The organism is Corynebacterium sp. HMSC072D12 (genome assembly GCF_001813925.1).
Lineage (GTDB): Bacteria > Actinomycetota > Actinomycetes > Mycobacteriales > Mycobacteriaceae > Corynebacterium > Corynebacterium aurimucosum.
Genome location: NZ_KV814384.1, coordinates 12,648 through 31,283 on the forward strand (window position 1 = coordinate 12,648; position 18,636 = coordinate 31,283).

The window sequence follows — 18,636 nt, forward strand, 5'->3', positions numbered from 1 at the left end:
GCATCAGCGTTCCGACGCATCATGCCGATGACGGTTTTAGAGCCCGAATGTCCTAGGATTTAGGGGCTATGGCGAAATCATCGACGTATCGTACAGACATTGACGGCCTGCGCGGCTTGGCCATCGCGCTGGTCGTGTTCTTCCACGTCTTCGTGGGCAAGGTCTCAGCGGGCGTGGATGTCTTCCTGCTCATCGGCGGTGTTTTCTTTTTCGGGCCCCAAATTCGCAACGCCCTCAACCCTCGGGGGCTAACCCCAGTCCAAGTGGTTATCAGGATGCTGCGTCGACTCTTTCCGGCGCTCGTGGTTACGGTCACTGTCACGCTGGCCCTAGCCCTAATAGTCTTTCCCCCGACGCGGTGGGGAAGAGAAGGCCGAGAAGCGCTGAGCTCGTTAGCCTATGTCCAAAACTTCGCTTTATCGGCTGCCGGACAGGACTACGCTGCCATTGGTCAAGATGTGAGTACGTATCAACACCTGTGGTCCATGTCAGCCCAGCTGCAAATCTATCTAGGATCCCTACTGGTCATCTTCCTGTGTGCAGGTGTGTACCGGCTCTGTGGACGCCGTGAAGGTAAGGCCCAGGTCAGTGGTATAAACATGGCCCCTTGGGGGCTCGGCATTGCTACGCTGGCCAGCTTCCTTTATGCGATGTATCTGCATGGTGTTGACCAAGGTACAAATTATTACTCACCGCTCAGCCGTTTCTGGGAGATTGGCCTCGGCGGGCTGCTGGGGCTGTGGCTGACACAACCGGGAACCCACCGCATGTCTGGAACTGCTGGGGCCGGTCATCGGAAGACTGACTGGAGTCTTGTTGGCCTAGCGCTCATCCTGGCCACCGGAGTAGTCATGGACGGCGCCCAGCAGTTCCCCGGCCCTGCGACGCTGATGCCGCTTGCGGGCGCGGCTCTCATTATCGTCGCGGGACCTTCCTCGCGTCTCGGTCGGCTTCTGACCACCGCACCATTCCAATTCTTAGGTCGAATTTCTTACAGTCTTTACTTGTGGCACTGGCCATTGTTGGTGTTGGTTACCTATCTACTCAGTGGGGGAGAGTCCAACCGCGATGGTATGGGCATTCTCGCTGCTGTTGGCACTACCCGTGGACTTGCGGCGGGTGCCGGCGTCATTGCCCTCTCGGTGGTGCTTGCCTGGCTCACGCTGAGCTACGTGGAGGTGCCGACTCGGCAGAAAACTAAACCCGGAGAGCGCTCTTGGGCGCCAGGGAGGTTAGTCGGTGTAGAAAAGGGTGTGACGGCAGGTATCGCGGCGCTAACCGTCTCAGCTATAGCACTGGCCGCGTGGGCGCAGCCTCCTGCGGTTTCGGATTCAACCGCGAGCATTAGCGAGAGCGACACTATTGACTATCCCGGCCCCGATGCTCTCCTAAACGGTGTTGAGGTGCCGCCGCGTGACCCGGTGCCGAATGCTCTCAACCCTATTGAGTCTTTCTACCCGGCCTCGCACGCCGATGGCTGCACGGCACTTTTTGAACATGAAGAGCCGATTCTGACGCATCAGCGAAACACTGAGGATATACCGTGCGCATACGGTGACCTGGAATCCGCTCGTACGATGTACCTGTTTGGAAATTCACATGCGGACCATATATTGACGACCTTGGATATCGTGGGTCGTGACCAGGGGATTCGAATTGTTCCGCTGCTGAAGATGGGCTGCTTCCCAGGCGGTGAGCCTAAGCGCTCCGACGGACACGACTACCCGGAGTGCGCCGCCTGGACCGAGGCTGCTTTGGAATACATGGAGGCCAATCCAGCTACGGAAGGCACCTTTCTCATTTCTACCCAGCCAGCGCCAGGAACCATGGGGCCCGAGCAGACTCCCGAGGGACTCCGCACGGTGGTCGAACGCCTCAACAGTGCGGGCATGCGAGTGTGGGGTTTGCGCGACACGCCCTGGCCGCACACCTCGGCAGGCCCCTTAGATGTGCGTGACTGCGTGGCTGCGGGTGGATACGTTGCAGGCGATCCCCTGCTTGATTGCGGCGTGGAGCGAGACGACTCACTGTTGGCTGAGAACCCTGCCGTGAGCGCACTGGCTGGGTTGGATGTCACTCACCTTGACCTGACAAACGCCATGTGTGGTCCAGAGCGTTGCCCTGGCGTGATCGGCAACGTGATGGTTTACCGCGATTCTTCGCATCTCACCAACACGTTCGCCGCCATGTTGAGTGACGGGCTAGAGCGACAGATGTACGGTGGTACGCTACCTAGCGATGAATTTGCTGAAGAACCTGCTGCCCCCAGCCTCTGATCCGGACTGGCGGACTCCGGCTATCCGCTTGCTTTACCTTGTCGCCGGCGTTATGGCGTTTGGTGCTGTCGTGTGGTCCCCAGCTGGGACCACAGGCTCGGACTTTGATCCCATTTGGAACGCCGTCGACAAATACGTACACGGTCGGCCGGTCTATGATGAGGACTATTCCACCCTCGATCCCCATTACCTGTATTCACCAGGGGCGACATTCCTGCTCGGGCCCATTGGCTGGTTGCCCGGCCGTGACATCGCCCGCACCATCATGATGTGGCTGGGCGCGGCCTCTATCTTCTCCGCTCTGTGGCTGCTTGCGGCCTCCGTTGCCGCGCGTTATAGGGGGCAGGTGTTCGCCGTGCTGGTTATCGTTGCGTGCACCTTCAATGAGCCGGTGCGCAGCACGCTGAGTCTAACCAATATCAATGGCTTTCTTTTCTTGCTGCAGGTTCTTTTTGCGCTGTTGACCATCAAGATGCTGCGTCGCGGTTGGCGTGCTTCATTGAAGTCCTGGGTGGCGGTTGCGGCTGGAATCATCCTGGGGGTGGCCATGACCATCAAGCCCCAGTTCCTCGCGCTGGCTGTGGTTTCATTGTTGTCTGGACACATAACGGTGTTGGTCGTGGCCGGCGTGTTCATGGCGGTAGTTTTTCTCGCTGGGTGGCTCACCATGGCTCGTCCACAGGACTACGTTGATCGCCTCCTGCCATATTTGGGACAGGCTCGCGACTACAACAATGGCTCCATTGAGGGGGTAGGCAGGCAGCTTGGCTGGTCTGAGGCTGCCATCACCGGATCGACCGTGGCGTTCCTCGTTGTGGTCGCTCTATCCTTAGTAGCGCTGTGGCGTTATAAGAGCGAGCAGCCAGTGGTGTGGGTGTACTGCTCACTCGGTGTTCTTTTTGCCGGAGTGCTAATGACTACTGGTCTCATGCAGGGCTACTACTGCATCTGGCTGCTACCAGTGATTGCGACGGTGGTGATCCCCGGCAGTCCCGCGCGAACCTTACTCATCGTAGTGGTCTGGTGGTGCCTAGTTTCCAGCGCTGCGCCGCCCGAGGGCCTGTGGGCACCAGCGGAAGCTATTATCCGCTGGCGCTCGTCCTTGGCCTGGGTGGCACTGCCGCTCATTATGGCCGGGATGGCCTACTGGACGTGGCCATCCACCACGCGCACCGCACCACGGTCAGCGGACGTGGCCATGTTGGCGTAGGCGCGCAGGGCCTTGGTGACCGGGCGGTTGCGGTGCTTCGGGGTCCAGGGCTTCTCGCGCTGCTCCTCAGTGGCGCGGCGGCGTTCGAGAACTTCCTCGTCGACGTCGAGGGAGAGCTGGCGCTCGCGGATGTTGATGGTGATGGGGTCACCGTTTTCCACTAGGCCGATGAGGCCGCCGTGGGCTGCCTCGGGAGAGATGTGGCCGATGGAAAGGCCGGAAGTGCCGCCGGAGAAACGGCCATCTGTAATCAAAGCGCAGGCCTTGCCCAAACCGGAACCCTTGAGGAAGGAAGTCGGGTGCAGCATCTCCTGCATGCCGGGACCACCTGCGGGCCCCTCGTAGCGAATGACGATGACATCGCCCGGCTGGACCTCTTTCTTGAGGATGATGGACACGGCCTCCTCCTGGGACTCCACCACGCGGGCCGGGCCAGTGAAGGTCCACAGCTCTTCCTCCACGCCGGCGGCCTTGACGATGGCCCCGTTGGGGGCGAGGTTGCCCCGCAGGACGACCAGGCCACCGTCCGAGGAAAAAGCGTGCTCGGCGTCGTGGATACAGCCATTGGCAGCGTCAGTATCCAGCTCATCCCAACGGTTGGACTGGCTAAATGGCTCGGTGGTGCGTACACCGCCGGGTGCGGCGTGGAAAAGCTCGAGAGCGGCTTCCGTGGCCTTGCCGCCGCGGATATCCCAATCATCGAGCCACTCCTCGGCGTTGTCGTAGAGGGCGGTGTGGACCTTGAGGTTCACGTGGCCGGCGCGGCGCAGCTCGCCCAAGATGGCGGGGATGCCGCCGGCGCGGTGCACGTCTTCGATGTGGTAAGTGCCGTTGGGGGCCACCTTGGACAGGCACGGTACGCGGTAGGAGATCTCGTTGATGTCCTCGAGGGTGAAGTCCACCTCGCCCTCCTGTGCGGCGGCCAGCGTGTGGAGGATGGTGTTGGTGGAACCACCCATAGCCATATCCAGAGCCATGGCATTGCTGAAGGCTTCCTTGGTGGCGATGGAGCGCGGGAGAACGGCGTCGTCTTCTTCGCCGTAGTAGCGTCGGCACATCTCCACGATGGTGCGGCCAGCTTGCTCGAAGAGATCTCGGCGGGCGCTGTGGGTAGCCAGCGTGGTGCCATTGCCCGGCAGGGCCAAGCCGAGCGCCTCGGTGAGGCAGTTCATGGAGTTGGCGGTGAACATGCCGGAGCAGGAACCACAGGTAGGGCAGGCGGATTCCTCCACGCGGGTCAAGCCCTCGTCGGAGACGGCATCGCTGGCCGAGGCCGTGATCGCCGTAATCAGATCCGTCGGTGCATGCGCCACGCCGTCAACGACGACGGCCTTGCCGGCTTCCATCGGGCCGCCGGAGACGAAGATGGTGGGAATGTTGAGGCGCAGTGCAGCATTCAACATACCCGGGGTGATCTTGTCGCAGTTCGAAATGCACACCAGGGCGTCGGCAGTGTGGGCATTGACCATGTACTCGATGGAATCGGAGATGATCTCCCGCGAAGGCAGGGAGTAGAGCATGCCGCTGTGGCCCATGGCGATGCCGTCGTCAACAGCAATGGTGTTGAACTCCTTCGGCACGCCGCCGGCTTCGCGGACGGCATCGGCCACGATGTCGCCGACGTTTTTGAGGTGGACGTGGCCGGGGACGAACTGGGTAAAGGAGTTGGCGATGGCGACGATCGGCTTGCCAAAGTCACTCTCCTTGGAGCCGGTAGCGCGCCACAGTGCGCGGGCACCGGATGCCTGGCGGCCAACGGTGGTGACTTTAGAGCGGAGAGGGTACATGGTTAATCCTTCAGTTCGGGGTGTTTCTCGAGGTACTCGGCGTATTCCTCCTTGGTGAGGAGGATCTGTTGGCCATCGCGGTGGACGATGACCACCTTGTCATCGGCGGCGTCACGGCCAGCGCTCAGGGCGTCGGGGATGCGCCCATTGGAAGCGGCAGCGAGGCGGGGGAGGGAGTTGAAAGTCACTCCCGGCAGGTTGAAGTTATCGCCCTTCGTGGTGCGGGCATAGGCTTTCGAGCGCTGGAAACCGATTCCTTGGAAGTCTTTCCACTCGATGTGCTTGGGGCCGCGGAAGCCATAGGTGATGTGGATGCCCGTGCTGTCCACGGTGGTGCGGGCCCGCAGGACCCACCAGATGGCCAGCACGGGGAAGATGAGAATCCAGAAGAGGTACTTCGGGGCCCAGCCAATGCTGAGGAAAGCGATGGCGGCGAGGATGCCGATGCCGAGGAGGTGTTCGCGAGTGGGCTTGAACGTTTCGGCCGTGGGGTGTTCGGCGCGAGAAGATGCGTTCTGCGGGTGTGAGGACGTCATAGTGGGTCATCGTAATTGACAATATGGCGCGGTGGCGAACCGCCCCACCTGTGGAATCTCGCTAAATGAGAAATAAATCCCAAAAATGGGGGTAAAGGCCTGCGGTGGCGTTTCTATCAGTGTACAGTTTATCCCATGATCATTATTCGACTTCACCTCGTAGTAGTACCCGGGCGGCGCGAGCCGTAGCGAGTCCGCTAGTGACGTCGACCAGCATGCGCCCCCGTTACCTTCACACCCAGGAAGGAAAGACGGGGGCGTTATTCGTTGGATGATCTCTCCGATATCCACCCCCACTAAAGGAGCACACCAACCGTGACAGCTTCCACACCGCCACAGCGGGCGCCCGAGCGCATCACGGGCGCACACGCCATTGTCCGTACCCTCGAAGATTTGGGCACCGAGCTGGTCTTCGGCATTCCGGGCGGCGCCGTGCTTCCGCTGTACGACGCCCTGTTTGAATCCACGAAGCTGCGCCACGTGCTCACCCGCCACGAGCAGGGAGCTGGCCATGCAGCAGAAGGCTATGCGCAGGCATCCGGAAAGGTCGGCGTCATGATTGCTACCTCCGGTCCAGGTGCCACCAACCTGGTGACCCCGCTGGCGGATGCAAACCTGGACTCCGTGCCCGTCGTGGCTATTACCGGACAGGTCGGCAGTTCGTTGTTGGGCACCGACGCCTTCCAAGAGGCTGATATCCGCGGTGTGACCATGCCGATTACGAAGCATAACTTCATCGTCACCAAGGCAGAGGACATCCCGGGGGCTATTGCTGCCGCCTTCCACCTGGCTTCCACCGGACGGCCGGGCCCAGTTCTCGTGGATATCCCGAAGGATGTCCAGAACGCCCTGATGGAGTACTCCGGCCCTGTGATGCCGGACCTGCCGGGTTATAAACCCACCACGACCCCGCACCCGCGCCAGATTACGCAGGCTGTTCAGCGCATTGCTCGCGCAGAGCGTCCGGTGCTCTATGTCGGTGGCGGCGTCATCAAGGCAGGTGCCTCCCGCGAGCTGCGCGAGTTTGCTGAGCTGACCGGCATCCCGGTGGTGACCACCCTCATGGCGCTCGGTGCTTTTCCGGATAACCACCCGCAACACATGGGTATGCCCGGCATGCACGGAACGGTACCGGCCGTCGCCGCGCTCCAGCGCGCTGACCTCATTATCGCCGTGGGCGCGCGCTTCGATGACCGCGTGACCGGTGATACCGACACCTTCGCTCCCCATGCCGAGGTTATTCACGCAGATATCGACCCGGCCGAGATTGGCAAGATCCGTGAGGTAGCTGTCCCCATCGTGGGCGATGCCCGCGAGGTGCTTCTGCGCCTGACAAAGGCTTATGCCAATGATGCGGAGCTGGATGCCCCGCGAATTGGCCCGTGGATGGAGTACCTGGGAGACCTGCAGAGCCGCTTCCCGCGCGGTTTCGAGCCGACAGCAGACGGCCTGCTCAATCCGCAAGAGGTTATTCAGCAACTCAGCGCAATCGTGGGCCCGGAGGCGATCTACTGCGCGGGTGTGGGCCAGCACCAGATGTGGTCGGCCCAGTTCCTTGATTTCGAGCACCCACGAAGCTGGATCAACTCCGGTGGCGCCGGCACGATGGGCTACGCAGTGCCCGCAGCGCTCGGCGCCAAGGCTGCCTGCCCGGAGCGTGAAGTCTGGGCAATTGACGGTGATGGCTGCTTCCAGATGACCAACCAGGAGCTCACCACCGCTGCGGTGGAAGGGTTCCCCATCAAGGTGGCTGTCATCAACAACGGCAACTTGGGCATGGTGCGCCAGTGGCAGACGCTCTTCTATGAGAACAAGTACTCCCATACCAAGTTGCGTGAGCACGATGAGTACGTCCCGGACTTCGTCAAACTCAGCGAGGCCTTGGGCTGCGAATCTATTCGCGTCACCACCGTGGAAGAGATTGGCCCGGCGATTGAACGAGCGCGCTCAATCAATGACCGCCCAGTGGTCATCGACTTCATTGTGGGCCAAGACGCCCAGGTGTGGCCGATGATTGGCGGCGGCGCCTCCAATGAGGAAATCCAATACGCCCTTGGTCTGCGCCCGCTGTTTGATGAAAATGAGTCCGCGGCCGAGGAACCGGCCGACATCCACGAATCCCTCGAGGAGGCCTAAGAGTAATGGCTAAAGACGATATCACTCGCCACATCCTGTCCGTGCGCGTCCAGGATATTGAGGGCATCATTTCCCGTGTGACCGGTATGTTCACCCGCCGTGGTTATAACCTCATCTCGCTGGTCTCCGCGCGAACTGAAACCGAGGGAATCAACCGCCTGACCATCGTTGTGGACGCCTCCGAGGTTGTCATCGAGCAGGTGACGAAGCAGCTCAACAAGATTGTTCCGGTGCTCAAGGTGGTGGAGCTGGAAGAGGAAAACACCATTGCCCGCGCCATCATGCTGGTCAAGGTGGCTGCGGATAACTCGAACCGCCCCCAGGTGGTCGACGCGGTGAACATCTTCCGTGCTCGCATCGTGGATGTATCGCCGGAGTCCGTGGTGGTGGAGGCCACCGGCACGCCCGGCAAGCTGCAGGCGCTTCTCGACGTCCTCGAGCCCTTCGGCATCCGCGAACTGGTGCAGTCCGGAAACGTCGCGCTGGGGCGTGGCCCGAAGGCGATGGCACCGAGCAAATAAAAAATCTCACAATGTGGGCGGACTGTCCCAAAGTGTGATACAAATTCAATAGGCAGAGTTACTACTGGATGAGTAGTGCTCACGAACCCAAAGAGAAAAGGAACATCAAACATGGCTATTGAGACTCTGTACGATTCCGATGCAGACCTGACCATCATCCAGGGCCGCAAGGTCGCCATCATTGGCTATGGCTCCCAGGGCCACGCCCACGCAATGAACCTGCGTGACTCCGGCGTTGAGGTCGCCATCGGCCTGCGCGAAGGCTCCAAGTCTCGCGAGAAGGCAGAGGAGGCTGGCTTCAAGGTTCTCACCAATGCTGAGGCTGCCAAGTGGGCTGATGTCATCATGCTGCTGGCGCCGGATACCTCTCAGGCTGCCATCTTCACCGAGGACATCGAGCCGAACCTGGAGGACGGCAACGCACTGTTCTTCGGCCACGGCCTCAACATCCACTTCGGTCTGATCAAGCCGGCGGAGAACATCACCATCGGTATGGTCGCTCCGAAGGGGCCGGGCCACCTGGTTCGCCGCCAGTTCGTTGACGGAAAGGGCGTTCCTTGCCTGATTGCCACCGAACAGGATCCGAAGGGCGAGGGACGCGAACTGACCCTGTCCTACGCCGCAGCCATCGGCGGTGCCCGCGCCGGCGTTATCCCGACCACCTTCAAGGATGAGACTGAGACCGACCTCTTTGGTGAGCAGGCCGTCCTGTGTGGCGGCGTGGAGTACCTGATCATGAACGGCTTCGAGGTCCTTACCGAGGCTGGCTACGAGCCGGAGATGGCCTACTTTGAGGTCTGCCACGAGCTGAAGCTCATTGTTGATCTCATCGTTGAGGGTGGCATCAAGAACATGAACTACTCCTGTTCTGACACCGCGGAGTTCGGCGGCTACCTTTCTGGACCGCGTGTCATCGACTCTTCCGTGAAGGAGCGTATGAAGGATGTCCTGACCGATATTCAGGACGGCACCTTTGTCAAGCGCCTCGTTGCCAACGTTGAGGGTGGCAACAAGGAGCTCGAGGATCTGCGCGCCAAGGTGAACTCCCACCCGATCGAGCAGACTGGCTCCCAGCTGCGCGATCTCATGAGCTGGGTAAAGAATCCGCTGGACGCAACTGCCTAAACCGCGTTTATCTGAAGATTCCCGTTGGCCTGTGTGCAGTGGTCAACGGGAATCTTTTGTTTTGTGATGTTCGCGCACAAACGGGCACATTCCCACATCCGAGAGTAGGGTTGAGGCCATGGGTTTCTCTACGCCAAGCTATGACCTTAATGACCTCTTCGCCCGCATCGATCGCGGTGATATTCAGCTTCCCGATTTCCAGCGCTCCTATTCCTGGGACGAGGACCGCATCCGATCGTTGATCGTCACTGTCCTGCGCGGCTACCCGCTCGGCGCATTTATGGCCTTGGATACCCGCAACGAGGCTATGCGCTTTCGGCCGCGGCCGCTCGCAGGCGCGCCCAATACCGGGGTAAACCCCGGTCTGCTTCTGCTCGATGGTCAGCAGAGGTTGACCACTCTGTACCACTGCTTCCGTGGCGAGGGTTTTGTCGATACCACTGATTTTCGTTCCAAGAAGGTTTCCCGCAAGTACTTTGTAGACTTGCATAAGGCGACCTCCGAGGACATCATGCCGGATGAGGCCGTCTTCGCTATCAACCAACACGGCGAGCTGCGCTCCCACTTCGCGCCAGAGCTCGAGTCTTCTTTGAACAGCCGTGAGGCCGCCGTGGAAGCATGCTGCATTCCCGTCTCCGCGCTCCTGAGCGAGGAGGGCACTAGCATGCTCTTCGAGCTCGCGGCAGCTAATGACGGCGCCAATCGCGATGTTGTTGCTGCCTTCAACAACCGGATTCTGCGCCCCCTGTCCGGCTACACTGTGCCGATGATCCGTCTTTCTCGTGAGACTGCGAGCGCTGGCATTGGCTCCATCTTCGCGCAGGTGAACTCGGCTGGTTTGCAGATGGATGTCTTCGATCTCCTCACCGCAGTCTTTGCCTCCGAGGACCCGGACTTTCACCTGGCGGAGGATTGGGCGGCCGTCGAGAAGCAGCTGCGTGCCTTCCGAGCGCTCGACGGAATTGGCCGTAATGAGTTCTTGTCGGCAGTGTCTTTGCTGGTGTCGGGGGAGAAGGGCAACGCTGGCGGCCAGCGCGAGGATATCCTGCAGCTCTCGTTGTCGGAGTACCGCAAGGCTTCGCAAACCCTAGTGATTACTTTCCGTGAGGTGGCTGAATTCTTAGCTGAGCGCTGCATCCTATCTTTGGAGCAGGTGCCCTATTCCGAGCAGATCATTCCGCTGGCGGTGATCTTGGCACGTCTGGCGGAGAAGAAGGGCGTGCTGTCGAGCCAGGAATCCTGGGACCGCCTCAACCAGTGGTTCTGGAGCGGCGTCTTTGGTGAGCTCTACGGCTCGTCGGCCGTGAAGCTACGTGCCGCACGCGATGTCGACGAGGTCACCGCATGGGTTGCAGGCGACACCGAGGATATTCCGAAGACCGTCCGTGATGCCTCCTTCCGCGAGTCCCGCCTGTTGTCGGTAGGAGAGCACGACGGAGTGTGGCACGGCCTGTACGCCCTGCTCATGGCTCGTGGCGCAAAGGACTGGCGTACGGGCCGTCCGTTTAGTCGCCATAGCTTTGAGGAACTGCAGCCGGGCTTCTTTCCCGTCTTCCCACTTCGCTGGTGCGAGCGCCACGGCGTCAGCGGCGTGCTGGCAAACTCCGTGCTGAACCGCACTCCGATGGGCAAACGCACCGAGGTTGTCATCGATGGGCATTCGCCCGAGCGCTACCTGCCGCGCGTGCAGTCGAAATCGATCATGGAGGATGCTGAGTTCGATAGCGTGCTGGCCTCCCACGAACTGGAACCAGAGCTGCTGACCGCAAAGACTGTGCACCAGTTCTTTGCTGACCGCCGCGAGCGCTTCGTTGGCATCGTTGAATACGCGCTGAACAAAAAGGTAGTGCGTGACGTGGACGAGGCGAATCTCTCTGGTGGCGAGGAGGGGCCGCAGGCCTTTGCTCGTTAAGGTTCCATTTCTACGTGGGCTAAAGGCCGTCTCCGCGGCGCTACTGCTGGGCATGACCGCTCTGGGAGCCGTAGGGTGCTCATCGCTGGGACGCGGTGAGCCCCTCTTGACTCAAGACATCACCGCTCTCCCTGAGTCTGAGATTGATCTGGCTCGCGCGAGCGAGGAAAACCGCCTGCGGCTCATTGATCCTCAATTCGCCGATGAAGTCACCGTTGTTGGGGACCGTTGGGGAATCGATTCGGCACGTTTATTTTTCAAGGAGAGCAATTCGCTGATCCTCGCCGAGGAGACGGATGCTGCGGCCTTGCGCGCAGCGACGTTGAGCGTGTCGCAGCGCGTTCCCATGGTGACCTACGACGATTCGATTCGCCCGCAGATTTCACAACTGCTCAATGACCTTGATGTTGACCGAATCCTGGTTATCGGCAACGTCCCGTGGGCTAGCCAGAGCGGGCAACTCGAGGTCATCCACGACCCAGGAAACACCAAGGCGTTGGGGGAGTACACCGCTTTTCGTTTTGATTCCAAAGTAGTGATGAACCGTGAGCGCATGGTTGATAACATCGCGCGCTTGGATTCCTCTACGAAAACGGAGCTCAAGGCCGCGTGGGAGCCGCTGCCGCAGCATCTTACCAAGGAGAAGATGCCGGCGATTCCCGCGCAAGCGCGCCGTGATGCGCAGATGGCACCGGTAATAGTGGCGACGAAAGATAGCCCCTTAGCCAATGTGGTGAATGCCACCGCATATGGCGGTACGGTGTTTGTGATGGAGGACCCGGATCCGACGGCGACGAAGGCCGGCGCGGCGATTACAGCTGGACTATCAGACGGGCCGATCGTGGCCCTTGGTCCGGAATTCGGTTCAGTGACAGAATTCACGCATAAAATCACTCAGGGCTGGAAAGAATAAACTACACTTCTCGGCATCTCCAATTCTGACTAGTAAAGGAAGTTATGTCGAAGCCGGTCGTTCTTATCGCCGATAAGCTTGCAGAATCCACCGTCGATGCTCTCGGGGACACCGTCGAGGTCCGCTGGGTAGATGGTCCAAATCGTGCGGAGCTGCTCGCCGCGGTGCCGGAGGCTGACGCCCTCCTCGTCCGCTCCGCCACGACTGTGGATGCGGAGGTGCTGGCCGCTGCGGAGAACCTCAAGATTGTGGGCCGCGCTGGTGTCGGTTTGGACAATGTTGATATCCCCGCTGCCACCGAGCGCGGCGTCATGGTTGTCAACGCGCCGACCTCCAACATTCACTCCGCGTGTGAGCAGGCCATCGCACTGCTTCTAGCCACCGCCCGCCAGGTGCCGGCAGCAGATCAGTCTCTGCGTCAGGGGGAGTGGAAGCGTTCCTCCTTCAAGGGTGTCGAGATCTATGGCAAGACCATCGGCATCGTCGGCTTCGGCCACATCGGCCAGCTCTTCGCACAGCGTTTGCTGGCTTTTGAAACCACCGTCATTGCCTATGACCCTTATGCCAACCCGGCTCGCGCAGCAGCGCTGGGTGTAGAGCTGGTGAGCCTTGAGGATCTCATGTCCCGCTCTGATTTCGTGACCATTCACCTGCCTAAGACGCCGGAGACCGCCGGCATGTTTGATGCTGAGCTCTTGGCTAAGGCCAAGAAGGGGCAGATCATCATCAACGCCGCCCGCGGCGGCCTGGTGGATGAGGCAGCGCTGGCTGAGTCCATCAAGTCGGGCCACCACCGCGGTGCCGGTTTCGATGTTTATGCTTCCGAGCCCTGCACCGATTCCCCGCTCTTCGAGCTGCCGCAGGTAACCGTGTCTCCGCACCTTGGTGCTTCCACGGTAGAGGCGCAGGACCGTGCGGGTACCGACGTCGCCGCATCCGTGTTGAAGGCTCTGGCCGGTGAGTTCGTGGCCGACGCCGTCAATGTTGAAGGCGGCAAGGTCGGCGAAGAGGTATCCGGCTGGCTTGACCTGACGCGCAAGCTTGGTCTCGTTGCCGGAAACCTGTTGGGTGCAGCGCCCGTCGCCATCGAGGTGGAGGCGTGTGGTGAGCTGGCCAATGAAGAAGTCTCAGCGCTTGGTTTGTCTGCCGTTCGCGGCGTGTTCTCCGGCGTGGTTTCGGAAACCGTTACTTTTGTCAACGCCATGAAGATCGCCGAAAGCCGCGGCGTGACCGTGGATGTTAAGACCAACGTGGAGTCGAAGGGCCACCGCTCTTCGGTGCGCGTGAAGGTCATCGGCCCGAACGGTCTGGTTTCCCAGCTCACCGGTGCCTTGACTGGTATCGATGGTGTGGAGAAGATTGTCCGCATCAACGGCCGCGGCGTCGACATGCGCGCTACCGGCCGCAACCTCTTCTTCTCCTACAAGGATGCCCCGGGCGCACTGGGAACCGTGGGCACCAAGCTGGGCGCTGCTGGAATCAACATCGTGGCTGCCGCCCTGACCCAGGGTAAGGAAGCCTCCGATGCTGTGCTCATCCTGCGCGTCGAACGTGAGGTGGCGGAGGAGCTGGTCGAGGACATCAACGCGGCGCTGGGTGCTACCTGCCGCCAGCTCGACTTGGACGCATAGCCCACAGCGCTAAGCTTTTCGCAACAGCCCCCGTGAAGGATCCACCGTGGTTCTTCACGGGGGTTTCTCCGTCGCCGAAGTGGGGAGAGTGGTACGCTCACATGTATCTAATATGTGAGAAAGGAATCCCACAAAATGAAACTAGCAGTGATTGGTGGCGACGGCATTGGTCCTGAGGTAACCGCGGAGGCATTGAAGGTCCTGCGCGCGGTTCGCCAGGATATCGAGGTCACTGACTATGACCTCGGTGCTAGGCGCTACCTGCGCAACGGGGAGCTGCTTACCGACGCCGACCTGGCATCCCTGCGCGAGCACGACGCCATCCTGCTCGGTGCGATTGGCGCACCCGGTGAGGTTCCGCCTGGTGTCTTGGAGCGCGGCCTGCTGCTGAAGATGCGTTTCGCCCTCGACCATCACGTTAACCTGCGCCCCTCCAAGCTGTACCCAACGTCCACCTCGCCGCTGGCGAACCCGGGTGATATTGATTTCGTCGTCGTGCGCGAAGGTACCGAAGGTCTGTACTGCGGTAACGGCGGCACGCTGCGCGAGGGAACCGAACACGAGGTGGCCTCAGAGGTTTCGCAGAACACGCGCTTCGGCGTTGAACGCGTGGTGCGTGATGCCTTCCAGCGCGCAATGGGCCGCCGCAAGCACGTGACTTTGGTGCACAAGACCAATGTCCTTGTTAATGCCGGCGGACTCTGGCAGCGTACGGTGGACGAGGTGGCGCAGGAATTCCCTGAGGTTAGCGTGGACTACAACCACATCGATGCCGCAACCATCTACATGGTCACCGACCCAGCGCGCTATGACGTCATCGTTACTGACAACCTCTTTGGTGACATCCTGACTGACTTGGCGGGCGCGGTCACCGGAGGTATCGGCTTGGCCGCCTCCGGCAATATTGATGCCTCCGGCGCTAATCCCTCCATGTTTGAGCCGGTCCACGGTTCTGCACCGGACATTGCGGGCAAGGGGATTGCGGATCCCACAGCGGCGATCTTGTCCGCGGCGATGCTGCTGCGCCACCTCGGAGACGAGGACAACGCCGTGCGCATCGAAGAGGCCGTGGCGGCCGATGTTTCCGCCCGCGGAGGAGCACAGGCGCATACCACTGAAATTGGTGATCGAATCGCCGCCGCGCTCAGTGCCTAGCGCTGTATGGTTGGCGCATGAGCGTCGAAATAGACGAGGTCACTAGCTTCCTCGCCCAGCATGAGCCTTTCTCCCGTCTGCCGGAGGAAGAGCTCACCGCCCTGTCCTCACAGCTGAGCATGATCTACCTGCGCCGCGGGGATATTCCCATAAAGATGGGGGAAGAGAATGCTCATCTCCACATCATCCGCACCGGTGCGATTGATGTGGTGGGAGAGGAAGGCGTGTTACTGGACCGCCGCGAATCTGGCCTTACCTTTGGCTACTCCACACTGCAGGGAGAGCCGGTCTCTGCCTATGAGATAGTCGCGGTGGAAGACAGCCTTGTCTTCACCCTCCCGCAGGAGGCCTTTAGCCAACTCGCGGAGCGCAACCCTGACATCGCGCGTTTCTTTTCAGCGCAGTCCCGCCAGATCCGAGCAGCAGCGCGGGAGCTCACCGAATCCGCACCAACAGACGTGCTCCGCACGCCGCTGAGGGAGCTCATTCGGACTGACGTGTTGACGGCGCCAGCCGCAACTACCATCCGCGAAGCTGCTCTGCTGATGACAGAGCATGGCGTTTCTTCGTTACTCGTCGTGAAAGCGGGCCCGGAGTCAGACAAGCGTCTCACCGGAATCCTTACCGACCGCGATTTGCGAACCCGGGTGCTCGCCGCCCAGCGCGACCCTGCCGAGCCGGTAGGGGAGATCATGACGCCGCAGCCCCTCACAGTATCGGCAGATGCCCCGGCCATGGAAGCCCTGCTGCACATGGCCGAGCGCCGAATCCACCATTTGCCGGTGGTCAAAGAAGGCACCCTGCAGGGGATAGTGACACAGTCGGACGTTACCCGGCTGCTGCACAATGATCCGGTCTACCTCGCTGCAGATCTTTCACGGCGCTCCAGTGTCGCAGAGCTGAATGGTGCCTTCAATGAGGCCACGCGCCTAGCCGGGCGCTTCGTGGATCGCGGCTCCACACCGGCGGAAGCCTCGAGCCTGGTCACGCTTGCCGCCGATGCTATGGCACGACGCTTGTGCACGCTGGCGGAGGAGGAGCTCGGTCCTCCGCCTGTGGAGTATGCCTTCGTGGCCGTGGGCTCGCAGGGAAGGCGAGAGATGGCGCTGGCCTCGGACCAGGATAATGCGCTTGTCCTCGCGGATGATTTCGATGCCGCTGCGCATGGGGAGTACTTTGCGCGGCTTAGTTCCTTTGTGTGCCAGGGCTTAGCCGACGCCGGGCAGATCCTGTGTCCTGGGGACATGATGGCCATGACCAATCAGTGGCGGATGACGCGCTCCCAATGGATCGATACCTTCCGTCGGTGGATTCGAGACCCTCAACCAGAGGCGCTGCTCAACGCGCAAATCTTCTTCGACTTCCGGGTTCTCTATGGAAGCGAGGCGTTGGGCCGGGAAGTTCACACTGCGGCCGTGGAAATGGGTCAAGGGGCAACGCGCTTGCACGCCCACCTAGCTAGCTTGGCCGCGCGCCGTGAGCCACCGCTGACCTTCTTCCGGGGGCTTGTGGTGGAGCGCGATGGCGACTACGCAAACACCCTCGATATCAAAAAGGGCGGAACAGCGGGCATCGTGCAGATGGCCCGTCTCTTCGCCCTGGCCTCCGGTTCCACCGTGGTGGACACGCGCCAACGGCTCAAGGAAGCAGCGGGTAGTACGGTGAGCCGACAGGGCGCACAGGAGCTTCTCGACGCCTTCGACTACCTGCGTTCCCTGTCCTTCCAGCATCAAGCTCGCCAGCTGCGGGAGGGCCAGCAGCCGGACTATCACATCGACCCCAAGAGCCTCGGCCGCATGGAGCGAGAGCACCTGCGCGATGCTTTCCGTGCCATCAAGTCGATGCAGAATGCGTTGGCCACGAAGTATCCGGTGAGGAATATCTAGATGTGGAGCCCCTGGAGTCGGCGCGCGGATTGGGGCGCGCCAGGACGAAGCACCCTGCTCGATGAGCTGGATGTGCTTGCCGTGGACATGGAGACCACGAGCCTAGACCCGCGAAAAGGAAAGATTGTCTCCATTGGCTGGGTGCCGGTCAACGGGGGAGTCATCGACTTATCTGGTGCCGGCTATACCGTGGTGCGCGGCGCGCAGGTGGCCGAGGATGCACATGTCCACCTGCTGACGCAGGAGGTCATTGATGCTGGCGAGGAGCTAAGTATCGCGGTGACGCAATTGCGCCAAGCTTTGCAAGGACGCGCGCTACTCGCGCATTTCGCGGCCTTGGAGGTGGGGTTCATTGAAGCTGCCTCCCGTGAGGTCTTTGGGGAGCGCCCGCGACTGAGCGTGGTTGATACCTTTGCGCTCGAGCGGCGCCACATGGAGCGCATGGGAACCTACCCGCGCGGCGAGGATCTACGCCTGCCCCGCGTGCGCGCGCGTTATGGCCTACCGCGTTATGGAAGCCACAATGCGCTCAGTGATGCCTTGGCCTGTGCTGAGCTATACCTTGCGCAGCGGGGACACACGCGGGCGGTGACCTTAGGGGACGTCGCCCAGCGCTAGGCCTGTGCGAAGGTGCTCGCCGCGGAACTTGATGCCAGTAGAAGCATTGCAATCTTTGCAACCTTTACTCAAGACCCCTGATCGCGAGTTAAAAATCCTTGCGAGTAGTATGGCCGTTATGCGTTTAGGACGAATTGCTCACACCGAAGGTATCTGTTTCGCCATCATTGATGGCCCCGCCGACGCCCCGCTTGACCAGCTGGTGGCGAAGGAAATTTCCGGCACACCGTTTACCCCACCGGAGCCGACTGGCCGTGAGTGGCCGCTGAGTGAAGTACGCCTGCTGGCGCCGACCCTGCCCACCAAGGTCGTAGCTCTGGGCCGCAACTACGCCGACCACGTGGCGGAAGTCTTCAAGGAATCCGCGGAGCACCTGCCGCCGACGATCTTTATCAAGCCCTCCACCTCGGTCATCGGCCCCGGTGCACCCATCAAGATTCCGGAGTTCGCTACCAACGTTGAGTTCGAGGGCGAGCTCGCCGTGGTGATCTCCAAGGTGTCAAAGAATATTGATCCAGCGAAGTGGCGCGATCACGTCGTCGGCTACACGATCTGTAACGATGTTTCTTCGCGTGACCTGCAGTTCCAGGATGGCCAGTGGGCACGTGCGAAGGGCATCGATACCTTCTGCCCGCTGGGCCCGTGGATTGAGACGGACTTGGACTGCATCAATCTCGATAATCAGAAGATTAACGCCTACCTCACCCACGAGGGCAAGCGAGAGCAGAAGCAGGATTCCAATACGGATCAGATGATTGTGAAGATGGGTGACATCATCGCTGAGATCTCGCAGTCCTACACGCTGCTGCCGGGTGATGTCATCACGACGGGTTCCCCGGCTGGCACGGCGCCGATGGTGCCGGGCGATACCATCGAAGTTGAGATCCCCGGCGTGGGTAGCCTGAAGAACCCGATCGAGCGAGCCTAAAA

14 protein-coding genes are annotated in these 18,636 nt (G+C 60.8%); 12 read left to right on the forward strand and 2 right to left on the reverse strand.

The genetic code is table 11. From position 1 onward, the window contains the following. Window positions 1-68: 68 nt before the first annotated feature. On the forward strand, window positions 69-2,276 hold the full coding sequence (locus tag HMPREF2943_RS01000; RefSeq protein WP_070710568.1) for an acyltransferase family protein: 2,208 nt from the start codon (window positions 69-71) through the stop codon (window positions 2,274-2,276). Beyond that, window positions 2,239-3,486 (forward strand): glycosyltransferase family 87 protein, encoded by a 1,248-nt coding sequence (locus HMPREF2943_RS01005; RefSeq protein WP_070710569.1) that lies wholly within the window; start codon window positions 2,239-2,241, stop codon window positions 3,484-3,486. Before HMPREF2943_RS01000 ends, HMPREF2943_RS01005 begins: the two co-directional genes overlap by 38 nt. Here the strand turns inward: HMPREF2943_RS01005 and ilvD are convergent. Both ilvD and HMPREF2943_RS01015 read right to left on the reverse strand, forming a co-directional pair. Then, window positions 3,420-5,273 (reverse strand): dihydroxy-acid dehydratase, encoded by a 1,854-nt coding sequence (gene ilvD / locus HMPREF2943_RS01010; RefSeq protein WP_070447634.1) that lies wholly within the window; start codon window positions 5,271-5,273, stop codon window positions 3,420-3,422. The two genes, HMPREF2943_RS01005 and ilvD, sit on opposite strands and share 67 nt — an antisense overlap. 2 nt (window positions 5,274-5,275) lie before the next feature. Further along, window positions 5,276-5,809, reverse strand: a complete 534-nt coding sequence (locus tag HMPREF2943_RS01015; RefSeq protein WP_010186912.1) for a PH domain-containing protein — start codon at window positions 5,807-5,809, stop codon at window positions 5,276-5,278. Window positions 5,810-6,124: 315 nt separating this feature from the next. Between HMPREF2943_RS01015 and HMPREF2943_RS01020 the strand changes: the two genes are divergently transcribed. The 10 genes from HMPREF2943_RS01020 to HMPREF2943_RS01065 all read left to right on the forward strand — a co-directional run bounded on the left by HMPREF2943_RS01020 (window position 6,125) and on the right by HMPREF2943_RS01065 (window position 18,634). Then, window positions 6,125-7,945: an acetolactate synthase large subunit gene (locus tag HMPREF2943_RS01020; RefSeq protein WP_070710570.1), complete on the forward strand. Its 1,821-nt coding sequence runs from the start codon at window positions 6,125-6,127 to the stop codon at window positions 7,943-7,945. Window positions 7,946-7,950: 5 nt separating this feature from the next. Beyond that, window positions 7,951-8,466 carry an acetolactate synthase small subunit gene (ilvN, locus tag HMPREF2943_RS01025; RefSeq protein WP_010186907.1) on the forward strand — a complete coding sequence of 172 codons (516 nt, stop codon included), beginning with the start codon at window positions 7,951-7,953 and terminating at the stop codon, window positions 8,464-8,466. 111 nt (window positions 8,467-8,577) lie between these two features. After that, window positions 8,578-9,591, forward strand: coding sequence for a ketol-acid reductoisomerase (gene ilvC, locus HMPREF2943_RS01030; RefSeq protein WP_070643330.1), 1,014 nt, complete (start codon window positions 8,578-8,580; stop codon window positions 9,589-9,591). Between the two features lie 118 nt (window positions 9,592-9,709). Then, window positions 9,710-11,503: a GmrSD restriction endonuclease domain-containing protein gene (locus tag HMPREF2943_RS01035; protein WP_070710571.1), complete on the forward strand. Its 1,794-nt coding sequence runs from the start codon at window positions 9,710-9,712 to the stop codon at window positions 11,501-11,503. A gap of 106 nt (window positions 11,504-11,609) precedes the next feature. Next, window positions 11,610-12,416 (forward strand): hypothetical protein, encoded by an 807-nt coding sequence (locus HMPREF2943_RS01040; RefSeq protein WP_246817243.1) that lies wholly within the window; start codon window positions 11,610-11,612, stop codon window positions 12,414-12,416. A 44-nt stretch (window positions 12,417-12,460) separates the two neighbouring features. Next, the gene (gene serA / locus HMPREF2943_RS01045; RefSeq protein WP_070710572.1) at window positions 12,461-14,047 is read left to right on the forward strand and encodes a phosphoglycerate dehydrogenase; all 1,587 of its coding nucleotides are present in this window, start codon (window positions 12,461-12,463) and stop codon (window positions 14,045-14,047) included. 135 nt (window positions 14,048-14,182) lie between these two features. Continuing rightward, window positions 14,183-15,202, forward strand: a complete 1,020-nt coding sequence (locus HMPREF2943_RS01050; protein ID WP_070710573.1) for a 3-isopropylmalate dehydrogenase — start codon at window positions 14,183-14,185, stop codon at window positions 15,200-15,202. A gap of 17 nt (window positions 15,203-15,219) precedes the next feature. After that, a complete protein-coding gene (locus tag HMPREF2943_RS01055) occupies window positions 15,220-17,088 on the forward strand; it encodes a DUF294 nucleotidyltransferase-like domain-containing protein (protein ID WP_070710574.1) in 1,869 nt (622 codons plus the stop codon). After that, window positions 17,089-17,706 (forward strand): exonuclease domain-containing protein, encoded by a 618-nt coding sequence (locus HMPREF2943_RS01060; protein ID WP_070710575.1) that lies wholly within the window; start codon window positions 17,089-17,091, stop codon window positions 17,704-17,706. It abuts the gene before it with no gap. A 118-nt stretch (window positions 17,707-17,824) separates the two neighbouring features. Further along, window positions 17,825-18,634 carry a fumarylacetoacetate hydrolase family protein gene (locus tag HMPREF2943_RS01065; protein ID WP_201828322.1) on the forward strand — a complete coding sequence of 270 codons (810 nt, stop codon included), beginning with the start codon at window positions 17,825-17,827 and terminating at the stop codon, window positions 18,632-18,634. Window positions 18,635-18,636 lie beyond the last annotated feature (2 nt).